The 19,076-nt window shown below is 61.2% G+C and carries 18 protein-coding genes and 1 pseudogene; 11 read left to right on the top strand and 8 right to left on the bottom strand.

From position 1 onward, the window contains the following. The 5 genes and pseudogenes from BI292_RS02515 to cfaB all read left to right on the top strand — a co-directional run. A pseudogene (locus BI292_RS02515) lies at nucleotides 1-329 on the top strand (protease modulator HflK); the annotation flags it as partial. Then, complete coding sequence (gene hflC, locus BI292_RS02510; RefSeq protein WP_101206871.1) at nucleotides 326-1,366, top strand: protease modulator HflC; 1,041 nt, start codon at nucleotides 326-328, stop codon at nucleotides 1,364-1,366. The pseudogene BI292_RS02515 and the gene hflC, both read left to right, overlap by 4 nt. Then, the gene (gene hflK / locus BI292_RS02505; RefSeq protein ID WP_101206870.1) at nucleotides 1,363-2,421 is read left to right on the top strand and encodes a protease modulator HflK; all 1,059 of its coding nucleotides are present in this window, start codon (nucleotides 1,363-1,365) and stop codon (nucleotides 2,419-2,421) included. The genes hflC and hflK overlap by 4 nt, the downstream gene beginning before the upstream one ends. Further along, entirely contained in the window at nucleotides 2,418-4,331 is a 1,914-nt protein-coding gene (locus tag BI292_RS02500) for a cation-translocating P-type ATPase (RefSeq protein ID WP_101206869.1), read from the top strand. Before hflK ends, BI292_RS02500 begins: the two co-directional genes overlap by 4 nt. Before the next feature lie 300 nt (nucleotides 4,332-4,631). Then, a complete protein-coding gene (gene cfaB / locus BI292_RS02495; RefSeq protein ID WP_101206868.1) occupies nucleotides 4,632-5,816 on the top strand; it encodes a C17 cyclopropane fatty acid synthase CfaB in 1,185 nt (394 codons plus the stop codon). Here cfaB and cls read toward each other — a convergent pair. After that, nucleotides 5,813-7,252 (bottom strand): cardiolipin synthase, encoded by a 1,440-nt coding sequence (gene cls, locus BI292_RS02490; protein ID WP_101206867.1) that lies wholly within the window; start codon nucleotides 7,250-7,252, stop codon nucleotides 5,813-5,815. The genes cfaB and cls overlap by 4 nt on opposite strands. 131 nt (nucleotides 7,253-7,383) lie before the next feature. Here cls and BI292_RS02485 point away from each other — a divergent pair, with 131 nt between their 5' ends. Then, complete coding sequence (locus tag BI292_RS02485) at nucleotides 7,384-7,905, top strand: DUF3617 domain-containing protein (RefSeq protein WP_092275854.1); 522 nt, start codon at nucleotides 7,384-7,386, stop codon at nucleotides 7,903-7,905. A gap of 100 nt (nucleotides 7,906-8,005) precedes the next feature. Here BI292_RS02485 and BI292_RS02480 read toward each other — a convergent pair whose 3' ends face one another. The 4 genes from BI292_RS02480 to folE2 are packed head-to-tail and all read right to left on the bottom strand — an operon-like array spanning nucleotide 8,006 to nucleotide 11,332. Beyond that, nucleotides 8,006-8,893, bottom strand: coding sequence for a metal ABC transporter substrate-binding protein (locus tag BI292_RS02480; protein WP_101206866.1), 888 nt, complete (start codon nucleotides 8,891-8,893; stop codon nucleotides 8,006-8,008). Nucleotides 8,894-8,904: 11 nt separating this feature from the next. Beyond that, entirely contained in the window at nucleotides 8,905-9,771 is an 867-nt protein-coding gene (locus tag BI292_RS02475; protein WP_101206865.1) for a metal ABC transporter permease, read from the bottom strand. Beyond that, entirely contained in the window at nucleotides 9,771-10,439 is a 669-nt protein-coding gene (locus tag BI292_RS02470; protein WP_101206864.1) for a metal ABC transporter ATP-binding protein, read from the bottom strand. The genes BI292_RS02475 and BI292_RS02470 overlap by 1 nt, the downstream gene beginning before the upstream one ends. Beyond that, nucleotides 10,436-11,332: a GTP cyclohydrolase FolE2 gene (gene folE2 / locus BI292_RS02465; protein ID WP_101206873.1), complete on the bottom strand. Its 897-nt coding sequence runs from the start codon at nucleotides 11,330-11,332 to the stop codon at nucleotides 10,436-10,438. Before folE2 ends, BI292_RS02470 begins: the two co-directional genes overlap by 4 nt. Nucleotides 11,333-11,452: 120 nt before the next feature. On the opposite strand from folE2, the gene zigA reads away from it, so the two are divergent. Continuing rightward, nucleotides 11,453-12,658 (top strand): zinc metallochaperone GTPase ZigA, encoded by a 1,206-nt coding sequence (zigA, locus tag BI292_RS02460; protein WP_101206863.1) that lies wholly within the window; start codon nucleotides 11,453-11,455, stop codon nucleotides 12,656-12,658. Beyond that, entirely contained in the window at nucleotides 12,655-13,326 is a 672-nt protein-coding gene (locus BI292_RS02455) for a DUF1826 domain-containing protein (protein WP_371918702.1), read from the top strand. Before zigA ends, BI292_RS02455 begins: the two co-directional genes overlap by 4 nt. On the opposite strand, the gene BI292_RS02450 is transcribed toward BI292_RS02455, so the two are convergent. Next, nucleotides 13,323-13,700, bottom strand: coding sequence for an NADH:ubiquinone oxidoreductase (locus tag BI292_RS02450; RefSeq protein WP_101206862.1), 378 nt, complete (start codon nucleotides 13,698-13,700; stop codon nucleotides 13,323-13,325). The genes BI292_RS02455 and BI292_RS02450 overlap by 4 nt on opposite strands. Nucleotides 13,701-13,727: 27 nt before the next feature. On the opposite strand from BI292_RS02450, the gene BI292_RS02445 reads away from it, so the two are divergent. Then, nucleotides 13,728-14,720: a GTP-binding protein gene (locus BI292_RS02445; RefSeq protein ID WP_101206861.1), complete on the top strand. Its 993-nt coding sequence runs from the start codon at nucleotides 13,728-13,730 to the stop codon at nucleotides 14,718-14,720. A 30-nt stretch (nucleotides 14,721-14,750) separates the two neighbouring features. On the opposite strand, the gene BI292_RS02440 is transcribed toward BI292_RS02445, so the two are convergent. Next, entirely contained in the window at nucleotides 14,751-15,164 is a 414-nt protein-coding gene (locus tag BI292_RS02440) for a DUF3301 domain-containing protein (protein WP_101206860.1), read from the bottom strand. 118 nt (nucleotides 15,165-15,282) lie between these two features. Between BI292_RS02440 and pdxY the strand changes: the two genes are divergently transcribed. Next, nucleotides 15,283-16,155: a pyridoxal kinase PdxY gene (gene pdxY / locus BI292_RS02435; protein WP_101206859.1), complete on the top strand. Its 873-nt coding sequence runs from the start codon at nucleotides 15,283-15,285 to the stop codon at nucleotides 16,153-16,155. Nucleotides 16,156-16,260: 105 nt separating this feature from the next. Here the strand turns inward: pdxY and BI292_RS02430 are convergent, their stop codons facing one another. Next, the gene (locus BI292_RS02430; RefSeq protein WP_092275880.1) at nucleotides 16,261-16,743 is read right to left on the bottom strand and encodes an acyl-CoA thioesterase; all 483 of its coding nucleotides are present in this window, start codon (nucleotides 16,741-16,743) and stop codon (nucleotides 16,261-16,263) included. 286 nt (nucleotides 16,744-17,029) lie between these two features. Between BI292_RS02430 and BI292_RS02425 the strand changes: the two genes are divergently transcribed. After that, nucleotides 17,030-18,793, top strand: coding sequence for a cation:proton antiporter (locus BI292_RS02425; RefSeq protein WP_101206858.1), 1,764 nt, complete (start codon nucleotides 17,030-17,032; stop codon nucleotides 18,791-18,793). Nucleotides 18,794-19,076 lie beyond the last annotated feature (283 nt).

Genomic DNA, 19,076 nt, shown 5'->3' with positions numbered 1-19,076 from the left:
CAGCGGAGGCGACCAATCAGGCGCAATTGCAGGCCAGCGTTGCCCGCGATCAAGCGACCGCCAGTGCCCGCGAAATCAACGCGACGGCGCAGGCCTCCGACTTGCGCTTCAGCGCCGAGCGCAAGGCTTACGCCAGCGCCGGCCAGGCCTTCGTCCTCGAACACTATTTGAGTCAACTGAGCCAAGGCCTGGCCAACGCGCAATTGCTGATTCTCGATCATCGCCTCGGCGGCAGCAGCCATGCGCCGACCATCGACCTGCGAACCTTCACGCTGCCGGCCGACCCCGCGTCGCCGCGTAACACCGCTCAGCCAGGAGCCACCCATTGAGCCAGCCGCATAATCACCCTCACGACGACCACGCTGGGCACGATCATGGCCATGGCGGCCACCATCACGGGCATCACCATCATCACCACGGTGATGCGCAAGCCGCCGGGCCATTTCCGTGGCGGCGCATGGGGTGGGCGGCCTTGCTGGTGGCGTTTGCCATTGCGGCGGCGAGCCTGGTGCAAGTGCGTTCCGGCGAGGCCACGGTGATCACCCGTTTCGGCAATCCGTCGCGGGTGTTGCTGGAACCGGGACTCGGCTGGCGCTGGCCGGCGCCGTTCGAAGCGGCGATTCCGGTGGACTTGCGCCTGCGCACCACGTCCAGCGGTTTGCAGGATGTCGGCACGCGCGACGGTTTGCGCATCATCGTCCAGGCTTATGTGGCGTGGCAGGTTCAGGGTGATCCGGACAATGTGCAGCGCTTTATGCGCGCGGTGCAGAACCAGCCGGATGAAGCGGCGCGGCAGATTCGCACCTTTGTCGGCTCGGCGCTGGAAACCACCGCCAGCAGTTTTGACTTGGCTAACCTGGTGAACACCGACGCCAATCAAGTGCACATCGCCGATTTTGAAGCGCAACTGCGCCAGCAAATCGATCAGCAGTTGCTCACCACTTATGGCGTGCGCGTGCTGCAAGTTGGCATCGAGCGGCTGACGTTGCCGTCGGTGACGCTCACCGCCACGGTTGATCGCATGCGCGCCGAGCGTGAAACAATTGCCACCGAACGCACGGCAATTGGCAAACGCGAAGCCGCGCAAATTCGTTCCGCCGCCGAGCGCGATGCGCGGGTGGTGCAAGCTGATGCCACGGTCAAAGCAGCTGACATCGAAGCGCAATCCCGGGTCGAAGCGGCGCAGATTTATGGCCGCGCTTATGCCGGATCGCCGCAGCTCTATAATTTGCTGCGTTCGCTCGACACCTTGGGCACGATTGTTTCGCCCGGCACCAAACTGATTTTGCGCACCGACGCGGCGCCATTCCGCGTGTTGGTTGACGGGCCGCCGAGCCTCGACAACAAGTCCGGGTCGCAGCCATGAAATTAGTTCCACGTGGAACACATGAAACAAACAGCCCTTGGATTCAGGCCGGACGCTTGGCTTTTTTGGCGCTGTACGCAGTGACTATCCTGGCCGCGCTGGTCTGGGCGTTTTCGAACGTGCGGCAGATTGATCCACAGAATCGCGCGGTGGTGTTGCACTTCGGCGCGCTGGATCGCATTCAAAACGCCGGGCTATTGCTGGCGTGGCCGAGTCCTTTTGAGCAGGTGATTTTGTTGCCGGCGGCAGATCGGGTGATCGAGCGCCGCGTCGACAACTTGCTCCGTAGCGACGTCGCGTTGCAGGCGGATCGTGTGGCGACGTTTGCCACGCCGCTCAGCGATGCACTCGCCGGTTCCGGTTATTTATTGACCGGTGACGCCGGTGTCGTGCAGCTGGACGTGCGGGTTTTTTACAAAGTCACCGAGCCTTACGCGTTCGTCCTTCAGGGCGAACATGTGCTGCCGGCGCTGGATCGGTTGGTCACGCGCAGTGCCGTGGCGCTGACTGCCGCGCGCGATCTCGACACGATTCTGGTCGCCAGACCTGAGCTGATCGGCGCCGACAACAAAGCCGCCGAACGCCGCGAACGCCTGCGCGGCGATCTGGTGCAAGGCATCAATCAACGCTTGGCGGACTTGACCGCAACAGGGCAGGGCATCGGCATTGAAGTCGCCCGCGTCGACGTGCAATCCAGCTTGCCCGGCCCGGCGGTCAATGCGTTTAACGCCGTGCTCACCGCCAGCCAACAGGCCGACAAAGCCGTGGCCAATGCGCGAACCGATGCCGAGAAACTCACCCAGACCGCCAACCAACAAGCCGACCGCGCGTTACAGGTAGCGCATGCGCAAGCGAGTGAACGGCTGGCCAAAGCCTCGGCCGATACCGCCACCGTATTGAGCCTGAGCCAAGCGCAGCAGCAAGGCACCGACCCGCAAATGCTCCTGCGCATTTACCGCGAGCGCCTGCCGAAGATTCTCGGCCAGGCCGGTTCGGTGACCACGGTCGATCCAAAAGACGATTCCCGCCTGATCATTCAGGGAGCTGCACAATGACCACCCCCGCGCACATCGCCTCCGAACCAAGCCTGTTGTCCTCGGCTGAACAACGCAGCGCCGCCCGTCAACTGACCTTGGCCATGCTCGCGCTGGGCCTGTTGGCGCTCGGTTTGATCTGGCGTTGGCTGTCGCCGGAGCAGACCGGGGTCAGCCAATTGCTGCTCGGTTTTGCTTCGTTACTGGTGGCCGTGCCGGTGATGCGCTCGGCGTGGTACAGCTTGCGTTACCCGAGTTTGCACGGCATCACCGATCAACTGATTGCGTTGGCAATGCTCGGCGCCTGGGCCACCGGCGATCTGCTCACCGCCGCGTTGTTGCCGATCATCATGATCTTCGGCCACGTGCTGGAGGAGCGCAGCGTCATCGGTTCGCAAGAAGCGATCCACGCTTTGGGCAAACTCACCCGCAGCCACGCCCGAAAGGTGCAGGCGGACGGCGCGATCATCGAAGTCGACAACGGCACACTGAAGGCAGGCGATATTGTCGAAGTGCGCGCCGGGGATCGGGTGCCGGCAGATGGCCGCGTGTTGTCCGGTCAGGCGAGCCTCGACACCGCGTCGATTACCGGCGAATCAGTACCGCTGGAAGTGGCGGCCGGCATGAGCGTATTCGGCGGCGCGATCAACCTCGACGGTCTGCTACGGATTGAAGTGACGCGCACCGGCAACGAATCAACCCTCGGGAAAGTGATCGCGCTGATGCAGAGCGCCGAGCGTTCCAAGCCGCCGATCACCCGTTTGCTCGAGCGTTACGCCGGCAGCTACATGGTGCTGGTGCTGTTGCTGGCGGCGGTGACGTGGTTCGTCACCAACGATGCGCAAGCGATGCTCGCGGTGTTGGTCGCCGCTTGCCCGTGCGCGCTGGTGTTGTCGGCGCCGGCCACGGCGATTGCCGGGGTGGCGGTCGCGGCGCGTCACGGCATCCTGATTCGCAGCTCGGCGTTCCTCGAAGAACTGGCGGACCTGACGTCGCTGGTGGTGGATAAAACCGGCACGTTGACCTTCGGCACCTTGCGCCTGCAATCGATCGACAGCCCGCTGGAGGATCGCAGCCCTGTGCTGAAACTGGCTGCCAGCCTTGGTTCGGCGAGCAGCCATCCGGTCAGTCGCGCCTTGGCCAGTCTGGTCACGCCAGAACACTTTCTGCTGCTGTCGGACATTCACGAACGCCAGGGCTTGGGCGTCGTTGCAATGACCGAGCAGGGCGAAGCAGCGCTCGGGCGTCCGGAGTTGTTCGCGCAATTGGGCATTGTCACTTCGGCCGTTCCCGAACACGACGGACCGATTGCCGGGCTCGCGCTGAACGGCGAATTTCTCGCGTGGCTGTTGCTCGCGGACACGCTCAAACCGGAAGCGCACTTTGCGTTGCAAGAATTGCGCGAACTCGGATTGGGCCGGCAATTGCTGCTGACCGGTGACCGGCAAAGTGTTGCGCAGACGTTGGCGCGTGACGTCGGGATCAGCGATGTCGAGGCGCAAGCCTTGCCTGAAGACAAACTCAATCGAGTGATGACGGAAATCGGCAACGGCTTCCGGCCGATGGTGGTTGGCGACGGCATCAACGATTCACTGGCACTGAAGGCCGGGGTGGTTGGCGTGGCAATGGGCGCGGGTGGCGCGGACATTGCGCTGGCGTCGGCGGACATCGTGTTGATCGGCAGCGACTTGCGCCGGCTCGGCACCTGCGTGCGCTTGAGTCGCCAGTGTCGGCAGACATTGCAGGTCAACGTGATCATCGGCCTCGGCTGGACCTTGGCGATTGTCGCGTTTGCCGCATTCGGCTGGCTCGGTGCGGCGGGGGCGATGATCGCCGCGTTGCTGCACAACTTCAGCACGTTGCTGGTGCTGGGCAACGCCGGACGGTTGCTGCGCTTTCAGGAGCCATTGTTGAAGCTGAAAGATGAGTAATGAACGGCGCGCTGACTGGCGGATCAGAGGTTGGGAAATTTTCAGAACTGTCTTCCACATTCGAAGTCATCTGCTTGAGGGCCATCTAATGACCGGCTGGTAGCTGCGGCCAAGTCTCTGTAGGAGCAAAGCTTGCTCGCGATTGGGCCAGCACATTCACCCGTGCGCCGCCTGCCAGGTTGCTATCGCGAGCAGGTTTTGCTCCCACAGTCATAGAAAACGGCTATTTATCGATAGGCAGCTATTTTCTAGAGATGGTCTACCCTCAGATCAGACGTCTGAAACAAGGGGGGATTTTCCATGCTCGCGCAACTTCCACCGGCCTTGCAGAATCTGCAGTTACCGCTTCGCCTGCGACTCTGGGATGGCCATGAATTCAACCTGGGGCCGACGCCCAGCGTCACGATTGTGGTCAAGGACCCACAAATGGTTACCCAGTTCACCCACCCAAGCCTGGACGCGCTAGGCGCTGCTTTCGTCGAAGGCAAGCTTGAGCTGGAAGGCTCGATCAGCGACGTGATCCGCGTCTGCGATGAATGGAGCCAGGCGCTATTGGGCGATGCCGACAGTCAGCCGGTACGACTTGCCCACGACAAGGAAACCGACGCCAAGGCGATTTCCTACCACTACGACCTCTCCAACGCGTTTTACCAACTGTGGCTCGACAGCGACATGGCATATTCCTGCGCCTACTTCGAGACCGGCAGCGAGTCATTGGAACAGGCGCAGCAAGCCAAATTCCGCCACTTGTGCCGCAAGCTGCGGCTGCAACCGGGCGAGTATCTGCTGGATGTCGGTTGCGGCTGGGGCGGTCTGGCGCGTTACGCGGCGCGTGAATGTGGCGCGAAAGTGTTCGGCATTACCCTGAGCAAGGAACAATTGGCGCTGGCCCGTGAGCGGGTCAAAGAGGAAGGGCTGGAAGATCTGGTCGAACTGCAACTGCTCGATTATCGCGATTTGCCGCAGGACGGACGTTTCGACAAAGTGGTCAGCGTCGGCATGTTTGAACACGTCGGCCACGCGAACCTTGCCGAGTACTGCAACATTCTTTTCGGCGCAGTGAAGGAGGGCGGTCTGGTGATGAACCACGGCATCACCGCCAAACACACTGACGGCCGGCCGGTGGGACGCGGCGCCGGGGATTTCATCGAGAAGTACGTGTTCCCCAACGGTGAGCTGCCGCACTTGTCGATGATTGCCGCAGAGATCAGCGAAGCCGGATTGGAGATCGTCGACGTCGAGAGCCTGCGCCTGCACTACGCGCGCACGCTCGATCACTGGAGCGAACGCCTCGAGGACAATCTGGAAACCGCCGCCAAAGAGGTGCCCGAACAGGCGCTGCGCATCTGGCGGCTGTATCTGGCCGGTTGCGCCTACGCCTTCGCCAAAGGCTGGATCAACCTGCACCAGATTCTCGCGGTGAAGGCGCATCCGGACGGCAGCCACGAATTGCCCTGGACCCGCGACGACATCTACACGCCTTAAAGGATCGGCGAAATAAGCCGGGCGACCCGCATGCCGACTTGTTGCAGGCGGTGGGTTTCCCGGCTTTCTTCCTTGGCGATTTCGTGGGACTGGGCGAAGTCATCGTTGAGCATCTTCTCGACTTCGCCAGCGAACACGCTGTCGACGGTCAGCAGCATCACTTCAAAATTCAGCCGGAATGAACGGTTGTCCAGATTGGCGCTGCCGATCGCGCTGATTTCGCTATCGATCAACACCACTTTCTGATGCATGAAACCGGGTTCGTAACGGAACACTCGCACGCCCGCGCGCACCGCTTCGAAAGCGTAAAGACTGGACGCGGCGTAGACGATGCGGTGATCCGGGCGCGACGGCAGCAACAGCCGCACATCGACGCCGCGCAGTACGGCCAGGCGCAGCGCCGCGAACACTGCTTCGTCGGGAATGAAATAAGGGCTGGTGATCCATACGCGTTCGGTGGCTGCGTGAATTGCTTCGACGAAGAACAGCGAACAGGTTTCGTAGGAATCTGCCGGGCCGCTGGCGAGCAACTGGCAGAGCACGCCGTCGTCCGGGTAAACGTCCGGCAGGATCAGCGGCGGCAACGTGCGTGCGGCCCAGAACCAGTCTTCGGCGAACGACTCCTGCATGCACGCCACTACCGGGCCGCGCACTTGCACGTGGGTATCGCGCCACGGTGCCAGCGGTGGTTTTTCGCCGAGGTATTCGTCGCCGATGTTATGCCCGCCAACAAAACCGAGCACGCCATCGACCACGACGATCTTGCGGTGGTTGCGGAAATTCACCTGGAAGCGATTGAGCCAGCCGCTGCGCGTGGCAAACGCTTTGACCTCGACCCCGGCATCCCGTAACGGTTGGACATAACTGTGCGGCAACGAGTGGCTGCCGATGCGGTCGTAAAGCAAGTAAACCGCCACGCCTTCGCCGGCCTTTTTCAGCAGCAGGTTATGCAGGCGCTGGCCGAGGCGGTCGTCGTGGATGATGAAAAACTGCACCAGCACCGCTTCTTTGGCGTTACTGATGGCGACGAAAATTGCTTCGAACGTGGCGGCGCCGTCGATCAACAGGTGCACGCCGTTGTTCGCCAGGCACGGCATGCGCCCCAGTTTCGGCATCGCCCGCAGCGAGGCATAGGCATTGGACGCGCGGGCGGCGAGGGCTTCCTCGACCCAGGGGCGCCAGTTCAGCTCGGAAATCGCTTTGCGCATTTCTTCGTTGGCCTGACGTCGGGCCTGAATATAGCCGTCGAACGTGCTGCGGCCGAACACCAGATAAGGGATAAGCGTGAGGTAGGGAATGAACAGCAGCGACAGTGCCCAGGCAATCGAGCCTTGGGCGGTGCGCACGGTCAACACGGCGTGGATGGCGGCAATAAGGCCCAGCGTGTGCAACAAGGCAATCAGGTAACCGAAAACGTGCGGTCCAAAATAATCCATGAGGCCACCTTGCTCCTGAAGATTCAATACGTAAAAGACCATGTTCCGTGCAGAATGTCGCTATTTAATTGGGCCATGAACCGAAGCCTGGAGCTGACGTCTAACGGCCACTAATGATCAGGAGTTACTCGATGAATGTTCGTCTGTTGGGTGTGGCCATGGCCCTCGGTTTGTCCCTTCCGGTTGCCGCTCAGGCGCAGATGCTGCAGCCGGGTCTGTGGGAATTGACCACGAGCAACATGAAAGTCGATAACCAGAATTTGCCGGACCTGCAACTGATCCTCGGTCAGCTGCAAGGCCAGATGACGCCGCAGCAGCGCGCGCAGTTGGAGAAGCAGGGCATCAACATTGGCGGCAAGGGCGTGCGTGCCTGCCTGACGCAGGAGCAAGTGGCGACGGACAACATTCCGCTGACCGACCCGGCGTCGGGCTGCAAACAGGAAATCACTGATCGCACCGGCAATCAGTGGAAATTCAAGTTCAGCTGCCCGAAAGCGCAAGGTGCCGGCGTCGCGACGTTCCTCAGTGATCGTGAGTTCACCACCAAGGTCAGCGGCACATTCAATGCCACTGGTATTCAGCAGCAGGGCAGCCTGGACAGCCGCGCGGTGTGGCTGGGTAAGGATTGCGGAACGGTGAAGCCGCGCGCATAAAAGCTTCGCGGGCAAGCCTCGCTCCTACGGATTCCCCCGTCCGTAGGAGCGAGGCTTGCCCGCGAAAGCGTCCTCTAAAACACCATCAACTCAGATCCGCTCAGGGTTTGCGCAACGCGTCGTACAGGGTGTTGAGGTTGTATTCGAACAGCCCGGCGAAGGTGCTGGCCGGGCCGCTGGCGGCGAGCGCATCGGAGTACAACGTGCCGCCAATCTTCGCGCCGCTTTCATCGGCAATCTGCTTGAGCAGGCGCGCATCCTTGATGTTTTCCATAAACACCGCTTTGACCTTGGCCTGACGGATCTGCGTGATCAACGCCGCGACTTCCGCCGCCGATGGGTCGCGTTCGGTCGACAATCCTTGCGGCGCCATAAAGTCGATGCCGTAGGCCTGGCCGAGATAACCGAAAGCGTCGTGCGAGGTAACGATCTTGCGGTTGCCCGGCGGCAGCGAACCGAGCTTGGCTTTGGCCTCGGCGAGCAGGGCGTAGATCTGTTTCAGGTAAGCCTGGCTGTTGCGTTGATAGTCGGCGCGGTTTGCCGGGTCTGCGGCAATCAGCGCTTTGGTGATGTTGGCGATGTACAGCTCGCTGTTCGCCAGGTTGTGCCAGGCGTGCGGGTCGGGCACGGTTTCGCCATCCTCATCCAGCGAGCGCGGAATCACCCCGTGACTGGCGCTGATCACCGGCGCGGTGGTCTCGGTGCTGGTCACCAGACGATCCAGCCATGGCTCGAAACCGAGGCCGTTCTTGATGATCAGTTTGGCGTTGAGCAGCGCTTTGGCGTCGTCCGGCGTCGGTTCGTAAGTGTGCGCATCGGCGTCCGCGCCGACCATGTTGGTGATCTGGATATGCTCGCCGCCGACCTGCTGCGCCATGTCGGCGAGGATGCTGAAGCTGGTGACGACCTGGAGTTTTTCCGCTGCCGCCGCCAACGCGGGTATCGACATCGACAGCAGCAAACTGAACAGCACGAGTACAACGCGCATCGGGAAACACCTCATTGGGATGTGAGCAAGGGCGGGCGGCGCAACAAGCCGTGCACCGGCCCGAACACCGCAGACAACAGATACAACGCGCCCGCCACCAGCACGATGGCCGGGCCGCTGGGCAGCGAGCAATAGAACGACAGCAGCAAACCAAACCACACCGAGAGGCAGCCGAGCAGCGCGGCGATGCTCATCAGCACTGGCAATCGACGGCTCCAGAATCGCGAAGCGGCGGCCGGCAACATCATCAAACCCACCACCATCAACGCGCCGATGGCCTGGAAACCGATCACCAGATTCAGCACCACCAACGTCAGGAATACGCCGTGCGCGAGTGGCCCGAGACGACTGACGGTTTGCAGGAACAGCGGGTCGAGCGTGTCCAGCAGCAGCGGTCTATAGATCAGCGCCATGGCGATCAGACTGAAACCGGAGACCCACAACATCCCGCTGAGCGTCGGGCCATCGACCGCCAATGCCGAGCCGAATAACAGGTGCAACAGGTCCAGGCGTTTGCCGGCGATGCCGAGGATCAGCACGCCGCTGGCGAGGGAAATCGGGTAGATCGCGGCGAGGCTGGCGTCTTCGCGCAGGCCGGTGCGGCGAGTGATCCACGCGGCCAGTCCGGCCATGCTCAGGCCCGCGCCGAGACCACCGAGGGTCAGCGCTGGCAGGCTCAAACCGAAGAACCAGAAACCCAGTGCGGCGCCGGGCAAGATGCCGTGAGCCACCGCGTCGCCGATCAGGCTCATGCGCCGCAGGATCAAAAACACCCCGAGCGGCGCCGTGCTGCACGCCAGCACCAGACCACCGAGCAGCGCCCGGCGCATGAACACGAACTCGTGAAACGGTTGCCAGAGTTGCGCGGCGGCGATCATCAGGCCACCTGCGTTTGCGGTTGTTGGCGAATCAGTTCGGTGCTGAGCCCGAGGGTGCAGCCGCTGCTTTTGATCAGCAGGGTTTGCGTTATATGTTGGCGCACGGCGGCGAGGTCATGGCACACGATCAACAACGTCCGGCCGGCGGCGTGCCAAGTGTGGATGTGTTGCCACAGCAATTGCTGGCCGAGTTCATCGAGTGCGGCGTGGGGTTCGTCGAGCAGCAGCAACGGCGCTTCGGCGAGGCTTAAACGGGCGAGCAGGGCGCGCTGCAATTCGCCGCCGGACAGCGCCATGAGCGGGCGTTGCTCCAGGCCGCTGAGGCACCAGTCGTGCAATACACTTTCGAGTTTCTGCTTGCGGACTTCCGTTGATTGTTTGCTGCCCCAGAATCCTGCGGCGACCAACTCTTGCAGGCTAATCGGAAACTGCCGATCCAAGTGTTGTTGCTGTGGCAGAAAAGACAGGCCGCCCTGGCGTGGAACATCCAGCACAATTTTCCCGGACAGTGGTTTTTGCAGACCGGCGATAACTTTGAGCAAGCTGCTTTTGCCCGAGCCGTTGGCGCCGATCACCGCGGTCAGACTGCCGGCGGGCAACGCGAAATCCACCGCAGGCGTAAGCGGTTGGCCGGGTGCGCCCCAGCGCAAGGATTGGCAGCGGATCATGCGCGCTGCCAATTGCAGCGGCTCTCGGCGACGGCATCGTGGGCGTGCAGGCTTTCAGCGTGGACCACGCGGATGTGAAATCCATCGATGCCGGGAGAGCGTTTCAGCGCCAGATTCAAGCGGCGCGCGGCGTCTTCGCAAAACATCAGGTTCTGCCCATTGGCCAATGCGAAGGCTTGTTCGTCGGCGCGTTTGACTGCGGTTTGTACCGCAGTGCCGAGTGCCGCTTCAGCGTCATTGATCGCGGCAATAAGTGGCAAGTCTTCGACAAAGTCGAGCAGACGTAAGCGTAACTGGGCGGTGCTGCGTTGACTGTGCGGGGTGGCGACGATGCCGTTCGTGGAGCCCAACCATGTCAGCACGTCTGCGTTATTGAGCGATTTGTTGGCGAAATCATCGACGAATTGCGCCTGGATAAGTTGCCGGGAAAGCGCTGCCGAGCAGGGGCACGTTGAGGAATAAGCCACGTCGATTTTTAGTTCCACGTGGAACATATCGTTTTCCAAACGTGCATCGATGCTGACGGGGTAGCTTTTCCAGCCGGCTAACGGACTGATCAGCGCCGGACGTTTGAGCAGCAAATCAGCGTGAATTTTCAGATAAGCGTTGGACGACAAACCTTGATGGCTGTCGAGGAATCGTTGCAGAACCCGGCGCAGTAATGCCGGTGTGAGGTTTTCCCGTTCGAGCATTTCCAGCGCCAGATACAGCCGCGACATGTGAATGCCGCGCGCTTCGCCGTCATCAAGACTGACGCCGGCATCCGCTCTCGCGTTCAGGCGTCGCCCGTCAATCAGGATCGGCAGGGCAATGCCACACATGCCCACCCACTCAAGTGGCAGGGCTTGGCGTGAGGCCTGCGCGGCGATATCCGGCAGAGTCAGCGCATTCATCAGCAGGTCCATCGTGAAGTTTGGTTTTGCATGTTATGTTATTACATTAAAAGCAACCAAGGCTTTTTTCGCGAGCGGGCATTCGACCCGTCGTTGGACCCAACCTGAGAGGAATACCTGATGCCCCATCGTCTCCCCGTGACCGTCTTGTCGGGCTTTCTCGGCGCTGGCAAAAGCACGCTGCTCAATTACGTACTGCGTAATCGCGAAAACCTGCGGGTCGCGGTGATCGTCAACGACATGAGCGAAATCAACATCGACGGCGGCGAAGTGCAGCGCGATGTCAGCCTCAACCGCGCCGAAGAAAAACTGGTGGAGATGAGCAACGGCTGCATCTGCTGCACCCTGCGCGAGGACTTGCTGGAGGAGGTGAGCAAACTGGCGAAGGACGGTCGATTTGATTACTTGCTGATCGAATCCACCGGCATCTCCGAACCGTTGCCGGTGGCCGAAACGTTTACCTTCCGCGACGAAGCCGGGCAGAGCCTCGCCGATATTGCCCGGCTCGACACCATGGTCACCGTGGTCGATGGGATGAATTTTCTCCTCGACTATCAAGCCGCCGAAAGCCTCGCGTCGCGTGGCGAAACCCTGGGCGAGGAAGACGAGCGTTCGATCACCGACCTGCTGATCGAGCAGATCGAGTTCGCCGACGTGATCCTGATCAGCAAGATTGACCTGATCAGCCGCCGCGAACGCGAAGAGCTGATGGCGATCCTCGAACGGCTTAACGCTCAAGCGGAAATCATTCCGATGGTCATGGGCGAAATTGCGCTGGAGAAGATCCTCAACACCGGCCGTTTCGACTTTGAAAAAGCCGCGCAGGCGCCGGGTTGGCTGCAGGAATTACGCGGCGAGCACGTGCCGGAAAGCGACGAATACGGCATCGCTTCGACGGCTTACCGCGCGCGTCGGCCGTTTCACCCGCGGCGTTTTTTCAGCTTCATCGATCGCCCGTGGGTCAACGGCAAACTCCTGCGTTCCAAAGGTTTTTTCTGGTTGGCGAGCAAGCACATGGACGCCGGCAGTTGGTCGCAGGCCGGCGGTTTGATGCGCCACGGTTTCGCCGGTCGCTGGTGGCGTTTCGTGCCGAAAAACCAATGGCCGCAGGATCAGGAAAGCACTGCCGCGATCATGCAGAACTGGGCAGCGGGCAGCGGTGATTGCCGCCAGGAACTGGTGTTCATCGGGCAGAACATCGACTTCGCGCAGCTCAGCGCCGAACTCGACAGCTGCCTGCTGACCGACGATGAAATGGCCCAGGGCATCGAGGCCTGGCGCATGTTGCCCGATCCGTTCGGCCCGTGGCACGAAGAGGCCGCATGATGCTCGCACTCACACCCGTGGCGGCCAACCCGCTGGGCAAAACGTCCGCGCGCAAACCCCGTCAGCATCACGGAGCAAATCCGAAAGTCCTGACAAAAATCCTTCACGACGACGCCAATCTCGCGGTGTGGCAACGCCAATTGCCGCTGCACATCGGCGATTTCGCCCGTTTGCTGTTATCGCTGAACGAGCCGCTGGCCGAGTCGCTGGTCCTGGAAATACCCAGCGAGGACGCCGAACCCAACTTGCGCGGGCTGGCCTCGGGTTTCAGCGACCTTGAGGGCTACGAAGGTTTTATCGCCGATGTTTCGTGGCTGGTCAGCGCCTTCGCGTGTTTGCTCGGCGCCAAGCGCGTTGGCCTGCGTTTGCGCGCGTTGGACCAAGCCATGTGCCCGCGATTTCACGTCGATCACGTGCCGGTTCGGCTGATCACCACGTATGCGGGCGTGGGCAGCGAGTGGCTGAAAGAAGGCGCGATCGATCGTCGGCAACTGGGCAATCCGCACGCCGAGCCGCAGGCGCCGATCCAGCACATCGACAGCGGTGACGTGGCGTTGCTCAAAGGTGAAAAGTGGCACGGTAACGAGGGTTTCGGGTTGATTCATCGCTCGCCGCAACCGGCGCCGGGTCAGCGCCGGTTGATTCTGACACTCGACTGGCTGAGTTAGGGTTTGAGCCAATTGCCTTGGCTCTGTGCCTCGCAGAACGGTTGTAAATACGCCGCGTCGGTGGCCACGCCGTAATAGTGAATATCCTGGCGGTAGGGCATATTGGCGACTTGCGCGTTGCTGCACACGCCGAACGCGCCGGTGGGGCATTGGTCGACGTATTGCACGTCGACTTTCTGCCCGGGCAAGTTCGGTTGGCAGAAGCCGTCGGCGAAGAGTTTTTCCGGGATGTTGCGGTTCTGCTGACAGACTTTGACGTCGAGCCGTTCCGCCGTGCTGTGCACCACACACGCCTGCGCCAGCGCCTCGCCGGACATCAGCGCCAAACCCAACGCTAACGACAACGCTGACCACGACAATCCCATCAACCGCATCCTTTACCTCCTCAGAAAACTTTGACCATGTTGCAGAACATTCCCACGCACGTCATCGCCGGGCCATTGGGCTCCGGCAAGACCAGTCTGATCAAGCAGTTGATGGTGCAACGCCCGGCGCACGAACGCTGGGCGGTGCTGATCAACGAGTTCGGCCAGATCGGTCTCGACGCCGCGCTGCTGACCCAGGGCGCCGATGGTATCGCACTGGGCGAAGTGGCCGGCGGCTGTTTGTGTTGCGTGAATGGTGCGCCGTTTCAGATCGGCCTCGGGCGATTGCTGCGCAAGGCGCGGCCGGATCGGCTGTTTATCGAGCCGTCCGGGTTGGGGCATCCGGCGACGTTGCTGCGTCAGTTGAGTGAAGCGCCGTGGCTGGGCGTGCTGGCGCTTCAACCGTGTGTGCTGGTGCTGGATGCGCAAGCGCTCGCGGCCGGCAAACCGCTGCCGGCGGCGCAACAGCAGGCGTTGAACAGCGCGGGTTTGTTGTTGCTGAACAAGTCTGAAGGTCTGACTGAGGAAGATCGGCGGCGGATTATCCAGCATTTGCCGGCGCGTCCCGTGTATTGGACGCAGCAAGCAGCGTTGCCATTGAGCGAACTGCCGGGTCTGGAAAGTCGAGCGATGGCGGCTGTGGATAACGTTGTGCTGCCCAAGGGTTTGGCGCAGTTGCCGGCGATCTGGACTGATCCTGCGTCACCGATTTGCTTGAGTCAGGCACAGGAGGGCGGCTGGAGCATTGGTTGGCGTTGGCATCCGAGTCAGGTGTTTGATGCGGCGCGGGTTGTGCGCTGGCTGGAAAGCCTTGCCTGGCAGCGGGCGAAGCTGGTTATCCACAGCGCCGAAGGTTGGGTTTCGGCGAATGCGTTGGCTAGCTTGGAGTTGGGTAGCTTGGAAATGAAGGCGTGGCAGGCGAGCGAATGGCGTCAGGATTCGCGGATCGAGCTGATTTTTGCGGAGCCGCAGGATGTTGCTGAGTTGCAGGAAGGTCTGAGTCGGTGTCGGATTTTGCGTGAGGTTTGATCACAGGGTTTCAGGTGATGAGCTGAATCTTCAGGGACGCCACTTGGTGTGTTCCTGTCGCCACTGGCTCATTTCGATCACTTCGCCGCGCGGCTTCACCACTTCAACCACCGGCGGCGTGTCGTCGAACGGCGTCGGGTACGGTGCCAGTTCAATCTGCGCGCTGTGCGCACCGAATTGGGTGATGGTCCCGGTGTGGCGGGTTTCGCCGGTCACGGTGAATTCGAAGTTATACACCCGGGCCAGGCGTCGACGACCGTTGGCATCTTTGATAAAACCGATTTTTTTCAGCGCCACGTTGCCGTCGAGCAACTCGATTTCGAGTTTCGCGCAATGCTGCTTGACCCGCTCCAGCGCGCGCTCGCGCAAGCCGTGGTTGTGCCAGAGCCACGCGCCGCCAGTGGCCAGCAGCATCAGCACGAAGATATTTCCGAGGGTCAGCATCGACAGAGTGCTCCAACAAGATAGCGCCAGCTTAACTGTGTCGCCGGCCTGTCGTACAGGCTGCGTTTAGTCGCATACTGCGCGGCTCGAATTTCAATCGTTTTACGGAACTCAGCGCATGAAACGCACGCCCCATCTGCTCGCCATCCAGTCCCACGTGGTGTTCGGCCACGCCGGCAACAGCGCCGCGGTTTTCCCGATGCAGCGGGTCGGGGTGAATGTCTGGCCGCTCAACACCGTGCAGTTCTCCAACCACACGCAATACGGGCAGTGGGCAGGCGAAATATTGCCGCCGCAGCAGATTCCCGAATTGGTTGAAGGCATTGCCGCGATTGGCGAGCTGGGCAACTGTGACGCGGTGCTTTCCGGTTACCTGGGCAGCGCCGCTCAGGGCCGGGCGATTCTGACGGGCGTGGCGCGGATCAAGTCGGTCAATCCGAAAGCCTTGTACTTGTGCGACCCGGTGATGGGCCACCCGGAGAAAGGCTGCAGCGTGCCGGCCGAGGTCAGCGACTTTCTGTTGGAAGAAGCGGCTGCGGTAGCGGACTTCATGTGCCCGAATCAGTTGGAGCTCGACAGCTTCTCCGGGCGCAAGCCACAGTCGCTGTTCGATTGCCTGGCGATGGCCCGAGCGCTGCTGACACGCGGCCCGAAAGCGGTGCTGGTCAAGCATCTGGACTATCCCGGCAAACCGGCGGATGTGTTCGAGATGTTGCTGGTGACGGCTGAGGGCAGTTGGCATTTGCGCCGGCCGCTGTTGGCGTTTCCGCGTCAGCCGGTCGGTGTCGGTGACCTGACGTCGGGGTTGTTCCTGGCGCGCGTGCTGCTCGGCGATAGCCTGGTGGCGGCGTTTGAATTCACCGCGGCGGCGGTGCATGAAGTGCTGCTGGAAACCCAGGCGTGCGCCAGTTACGAGCTGGAACTGGTGCGGGCGCAGGACCGGATTGCGCATCCGCGGGTGCGGTTTGAGGCGGTTGCGATCAGCCTTTAAAAGCTTCGCGGGCGAGCCTCGCTCCTACAGGTTGGAGTTCGCCTGAACGACCCGGGTCCGTAGGAGCGAGGCTTGCCCGCGAAAGCGATTTAACGATCAAACACCTCAGGCGTCGCCCTTGATTTCCTGATAACGCTTTTCCAGTTCCTGACGAATCTGCCGGCGTTGCTGGGCCTGGATGAAGCGGCGCTTGTCTTCGCTGTTCTGCGGTTGCAGCGGCGGCACCGGCGCCGGTTTGCGCTGGTCATCGACCGCGACCATGGTGAAGAAGCAACTGTTGGTGTGGCGCACCGAGCGCTCGCGGATGTTCTCGGTCACGACTTTGATGCCGACTTCCATCGAGGTGTTGCCGGTGTAGTTGACCGACGCCAGAAACGTCACCAGTTCGCCGACATGAATCGGCTCGCGGAAAATCACCTGGTCCACCGACAAAGTCACCACGTAGCGGCCGGCATAGCGGCTGGCGCAGGCGTAGGCCACTTCGTCGAGGTACTTGAGCAGCGTCCCGCCGTGCACATTGCCAGAGAAATTGGCCATGTCGGGGGTCATCAATACCGTCATCGACAGCTGGGCGTTTCCGGGTTCCATAACGTTCTCACGGGTCAAAGCAGAATTTCGAAAGGGCGGCACCTCTGCGGGGCCTGGCCGGTTTTTGCAAACCTCAGTTATCGGGACGCCGGGCGGGTGATTGCCGTCACGCCGCATCGATCTGTTTCCATATATTGCACCGCCTTTCTGCTGGAAGTCGCGGTGTTACCCTGCGAAAGCCCGCCCCAAAGGCATTTTCCTACGCGCAAAGCGGATTTTTACTCCGCTCGATCAGGCTTTTTCCGAGCCTGGCCGTCGAGCTATGTCACTCAAGGAGCCTCATACCATGCATGCCATCAGTTTTATTCAGGACCTGGCAGTGATCATGTTGGTAGCGGGCGTGGTGACCGTGCTCTTTCACCGATTCAAACAACCGGTGGTCCTCGGCTACATCGTCGCCGGTTTCATCATCGGCCCGCACACGCCGCCGTTCGGCCTGATCCACGACGAAGAAACGATCAAGACCCTGGCGGAGCTGGGCGTGATCTTCCTGATGTTCTGCCTCGGCCTGGAATTCAGCCTGCGCAAACTGTTCAAGGTCGGCGCCACGGCGTTTATCGCGGCGTTCCTGGAAATCGTGCTGATGATCTGGATCGGCTACGAAATCGGCCGCTGGTTCGACTGGAACACCATGGACTCGCTGTTCCTCGGCGCGATCCTGGCGATTTCCTCGACCACCATCATCGTCAAGGCGCTCAACGATCTGAAGATGAAAAACGAGCGCTTCGCGCAGTTGATCTTCGGTGTGCTGATCGTCGAAGACATCCTCGGCATCGGCATCATCGCGTTGCTCTCGAGCATCGCGGTCAGTGGCACGGTCAGTTCCGGCGAAGTGTTCTCGACGGTCGGCAAATTGTCATTGTTCATGATCGTCGCCCTGGTCATCGGCATCCTGCTGGTGCCGCGCCTGCTGGCGTATGTGGCGAAATTCGAAAGCAACGAGATGTTGCTGATCACTGTGCTGGGCCTGTGTTTCGGTTTCTGTCTGCTGGTGGTCAAACTCGAATACAGCATGGTCCTCGGCGCATTCCTGATCGGCGCGATCATGGCCGAGTCGCGGCAACTGCTGAAAATCGAGCGCTTGATCGAACCGGTTCGCGACCTGTTCAGCGCGATATTCTTTGTCGCCATCGGGCTGATGCTCGATCCGCTGATCCTGCTGCAATACGCCTGGCCAATCGCGGTGATCACCGTGGCTGTGGTGCTCGGCAAGATGTTGTCCTGCGGGCTCGGTGCCTTTATCGCCGGCAACGATGGACGTACCTCACTACGGGTCGGCATGGGTCTTTCGCAGATTGGCGAATTTTCCTTCATCATCGCCGCGCTGGGCATGACCTTGCAGGTCACCAGCAACTTCCTCTATCCAGTGGCGGTGGCGGTTTCGGTAATTACCACGCTGCTGACGCCGTATCTGATTCGTTCAGCCGATCCGCTGTCGATCAAACTTGCCGCCGTCATGCCGCAACGCCTGAGCCGGGTGTTGGGGATGTATGGCGAATGGCTGCGCAGCATTCAGCCGCAGGGCGAGGGGGCGCTGCTGGCGTCGATGATCCGGCGGATTCTGTTGCAGGTTGGGGTGAATCTGGCGCTGGTGATTGCGATTTTCTTTTCCAGCGCATTTTTCGCCGAGCGGATGTCGGCGTATCTGCAAGCGTGGATCAGTGAGCCGAGTTGGCAGAAAGCGCTGATCTGGGGCGGGGCGTTGCTGGTCTCGCTGCCGTTTCTGATTGCGGCTTATCGCAAGCTCAAGGCGCTTTCGATGTTGTTGGCGGAGATGGGCGTGAAGCCGGAAATGGCCGGTCGGCACACGCAGCGAGTGCGTAGGGTGATCGCCGAAGTGATCCCGATTCTCTCGTTGCTGGTGATTTTCCTGCTGTTGGCGGCGTTGTCGGCAAGCATTCTGCCGACCAACGAGTTGCTGGTGCTGATCGCTGTGGTCACGGCTGCCGTGGCGGCGCTGCTGTGGCGCTGGTTCATCCGCGTGCATACGCGCATGCAAGTGGCGTTGCTCGAGACGCTGGATAACCACAAGGACGCTGCCGGGCACTGACTTGACCTTGTAGCAGCAGGTCCGTGTAGCCGCGGGGCTTTTTGTAGCAGCTGGCGCAGCCTGCGTTCGGCTGCGCAGCAGTCGCCGGATCAGACGCCACGGTGTGTCAGGCAGATGATCGGCGTGGGTTTGCGGCTGCTTCGCAGCCGGACGCAGCCTTCGGCAGCTGCTACATGGATCTGGTCGCGACGGGGCTTTTTGTAGCAGCTGGCGCAGCCTGCGTTCGGCTGCGCAGCAGTCGCCGGATCAGACGCCACGGTGTGTCAGGCAGATGATCGGCGTG

Source organism: Pseudomonas sp. 43NM1, assembly GCF_002836905.1.
In the GTDB taxonomy this organism is placed as follows: domain Bacteria; phylum Pseudomonadota; class Gammaproteobacteria; order Pseudomonadales; family Pseudomonadaceae; genus Aquipseudomonas; species Aquipseudomonas prosekii.
This window is presented reverse-complemented; position numbering and strand designations above follow the sequence as displayed.